Origin of the sequence: Ferrovibrio sp., assembly GCF_025869515.1 — a bacterium.
In the GTDB taxonomy this organism is placed as follows: domain Bacteria; phylum Pseudomonadota; class Alphaproteobacteria; order Ferrovibrionales; family Ferrovibrionaceae; genus Ferrovibrio.
In genome coordinates this window covers 1-2,747 of record NZ_JAOZVR010000085.1, presented here as the reverse complement: position 1 = coordinate 2,747, position 2,747 = coordinate 1, and the positions used below count along the sequence as shown (strand labels likewise).

Genomic DNA, 2,747 nt, shown 5'->3' with positions numbered 1-2,747 from the left:
AGCAGGCAACCCTGCTCGCAGGGGCCGGATGGTGCAGATGTGTCATCAGCGGCCATGTCATCGACTGCGGCGCTGCCGCCACAGTCATGTTCGGCAGCCGGAACAGCCGCACTATCGTGATGTGTAGTACCGCCAGCCATATGTGCGGCCGGCATCATCGGCATCGCCACGCTATGCGTCACCGAGGCCACCGTGGCGGCGAACAGCAGGCCAAGCACCGCCGCCAGTGCGCAGAAGCGGCGCAGTGCGGAAGGACGGAACCGGCGGCGCTGAAATAGCATACCGACTAGATAAGAGCTTCCCATGCGGGAAGGTCAAGCAGATCAGGCGTCGGCGGTCTCGTTTTCCCAGCCGCCCGCTTTCGCATCCAGGGTGCCGCGGGTGATGACGGTATCCTGCGGCATCACATCGCCGGCGCCAAAATCGGGCTGCCTGGCCAGTTGCGCATAGAGCGGCGTGAAATCCGGCCGGGTCGCCGCGAACAGCTCATCGAAGCTTTTGATGACGAAATAGGTTTTCTGGAAGGTGTCGATGCGGTAGCGCGTGCGCATCACCCGCATCAGATCGAAGCGGATGCGGTTCGGTGCCGGACTGTCGAGGCAGAAGACGCTTTCGGTTTTCGACGACAGAATCCCGCTGCCGTAGATGCGCAGGTCGCCGTTCTTCTGCTCGATCAGGCCGAATTCCACCGTATACCAGTAGAGCCGCGCCAGATGATGCAGCGCATGGAGCCCGTTGGCCTTCAGCCCGCCGGCGCCGTAGGCCTGCATGTAATCGGCGAAAACCGGATTCATCAGCAGCGGCACATGGCCGTAGATATCGTGGAAGCAGTCGGGTTCCTGGATGTAGTCGAGCTGGCTGCGCTGGCGGATCCACCAGGTGACCGGAAAGCGCCGCGCGGCCAGATGGCCGAAGAAGATGTCGTCCGGCACCAGGCCGGGCACGCAGACGATGCGCCAGCCGGTGGCTTTCTCCAGCACGTCCGACAACCGCTCGAAATCCGGCACGCCATCTGCCGCCATGCCCAGCCCGGTGAGGCCGGCGAGGAATTCGTCGCAGGCACGGCCGGGCAGCAGGGCGGCCTGGCGCCGGAACAGGTCGCGCCACACGGCATGATCCTCGGCCGTGTAGCGCTCCCGCGGCTGGTCATGGGTGTAGTCGGCACGGATGTCGAGATCGTCGGAATGGTCAGCGAGGGCCATGGGGCCTCCCGGGCAGGGGTTGTTTCCCGCAAGGATATGGCGGCAGGCGCGCAAAAACTCCGCAACAGACGTCAGAATTCCATGTTAAATGCAATAATCTGGCTTAATCTGTCGATATATGCGAGAAAACCGCATGACACCGGAGCTGGATGTTTTCGACCTGCGCCTGCTCGCCGCCCTGCAGACGGACGGCCGCGCCGCCAACGCCGCCCTGGCCGAAAGCGTGGGGCTGAGCGCCAGCCAGGTCAGCCGGCGGCTGGCCAGACTGGAAGGCGACGGCGTGATCGCCGGTTACGCCGCACTGCTGAAGCCCGAGGCCGTCGGCCTCACCGTGCTGGCCTTCAGCAACATCTCGCTGGACCGCCAGGCCGAGGCGATGGACGGTTTCGAGGCCGCCGTGCTGCGCTTCCCTGAAATCCTTGAATGCTATTCGGTGACCGGCGAGGCGGATTTCGTGCTGCGCATCGTGGCGCGCGACCTCAAGGCCTTTGCCGATTTCCTGTCCGAGCGCCTGTTGCGCGTACCCGGCGTGCGCAGCGTGCGCTCGGCCATCGTGCTGCACCGGATCAAGCACACCACGGCATTGCCGCTGGAACGCTGAACCCTTACTCGCGGGCGAGCTGGCGCAGCCAGGCGATGATATCCTCGGTCTGCTGGCGCGACAGGTCTATGCCGCGCATCGGCGGATGCGGCGCGGCGAGCCAGGTGCGCAGGCGGGCTTCATCGGCACTGCGGCCGCGCATCAGCCGCGGCAGGGACGGCGCCGCATCGCTGCCGCGTGAGGTGGTGGCATGACAAGACGCACACCAACGGTCGGCCAGCATGCGGCCCATGGCGGGATCGCCGACTTCGGCAGCCTGAGCCGTGCCGCAAAGAGCGAACAGCGCGGCGGCGAGGCATACGACGCGGCGCACTGTCATGGCTCTAATCCTTCAGGAAATCAGGTGTGGCAGAAGCGATCAGCAATTCGATCAGCCCGGTCATGGCGCGCTGCACGCGGATGAAGCCAGCCGATTTGGTGATATTGGCCTCGTCCATATAGAGATCGCGGTTGATCTCCAGCTGCAGAGTATGCAGGCCCTGGTCGCGGCGCGCATAATGCTGCGTGATAAAACCACCGGCATAGGGCTTGTTGCGCGTGGTGCTGAAGCCGCAGGAGGCGAGATAGCCTTCGACGCGATCGACCAGCCGTGTCGGGCAGGACACGCCATGGAAATCGCCGATCACCATATCGGCGCGGCGCTGGCCGGCATCGGGCATGTTGTTGCCGCCGACGCTGGGCATCGAATGGCAATCCAGCAGCAGGGCCACGCCGTGGCGGGCCCGGGCTTCGGCCAGCAGGCCCTCCAGCGTATCGTGATAGGGCCGCCAGCAGGTTTCGACGCGGCGCTCGGCCTCGGCGAAGGGAATCTTGCTCTTGTAGATTTCCAGCCCGCCGGCGACGACGCGGGCGATCGTGCCGAGGCCGGCGCCGATCTTGCTGCTCTCGGTCACCACATGCGGCGGCAGCGGTGTATCGAACATGCCGGGGTCGAGTTCGTAGGC

Annotated in this window: 5 protein-coding genes; 1 reads left to right on the top strand and 4 read right to left on the bottom strand. The window is 65.1% G+C overall.

Translation table 11 applies throughout. The features are described from left to right. Both OJJ21_RS13555 and phhA read right to left on the bottom strand, forming a co-directional pair. The coding region (locus tag OJJ21_RS13555; RefSeq protein ID WP_297687109.1) for a hypothetical protein at nucleotides 1–281 on the bottom strand (281 nt) is incomplete at its 3' end. Nucleotides 282–323: 42 nt separating this feature from the next. After that, nucleotides 324–1,202 (bottom strand): phenylalanine 4-monooxygenase, encoded by an 879-nt coding sequence (phhA, locus tag OJJ21_RS13550; protein ID WP_297687108.1) that lies wholly within the window; start codon nucleotides 1,200–1,202, stop codon nucleotides 324–326. 133 nt (nucleotides 1,203–1,335) lie between these two features. On the opposite strand from phhA, the gene OJJ21_RS13545 reads away from it, so the two are divergent. Then, entirely contained in the window at nucleotides 1,336–1,803 is a 468-nt protein-coding gene (locus OJJ21_RS13545) for an Lrp/AsnC family transcriptional regulator (RefSeq protein WP_297687107.1), read from the top strand. 4 nt (nucleotides 1,804–1,807) lie between these two features. On the opposite strand, the gene OJJ21_RS13540 is transcribed toward OJJ21_RS13545, so the two are convergent. Together OJJ21_RS13540 and OJJ21_RS13535 are read right to left on the bottom strand one after the other, a co-directional pair. Beyond that, the gene (locus tag OJJ21_RS13540) at nucleotides 1,808–2,122 is read right to left on the bottom strand and encodes a c-type cytochrome (protein ID WP_297687106.1); all 315 of its coding nucleotides are present in this window, start codon (nucleotides 2,120–2,122) and stop codon (nucleotides 1,808–1,810) included. A gap of 4 nt (nucleotides 2,123–2,126) precedes the next feature. Further along, on the bottom strand, nucleotides 2,127–2,747 hold a 621-nt coding region (locus tag OJJ21_RS13535; RefSeq protein ID WP_297687105.1), incomplete at its 5' end, for an N-formylglutamate amidohydrolase.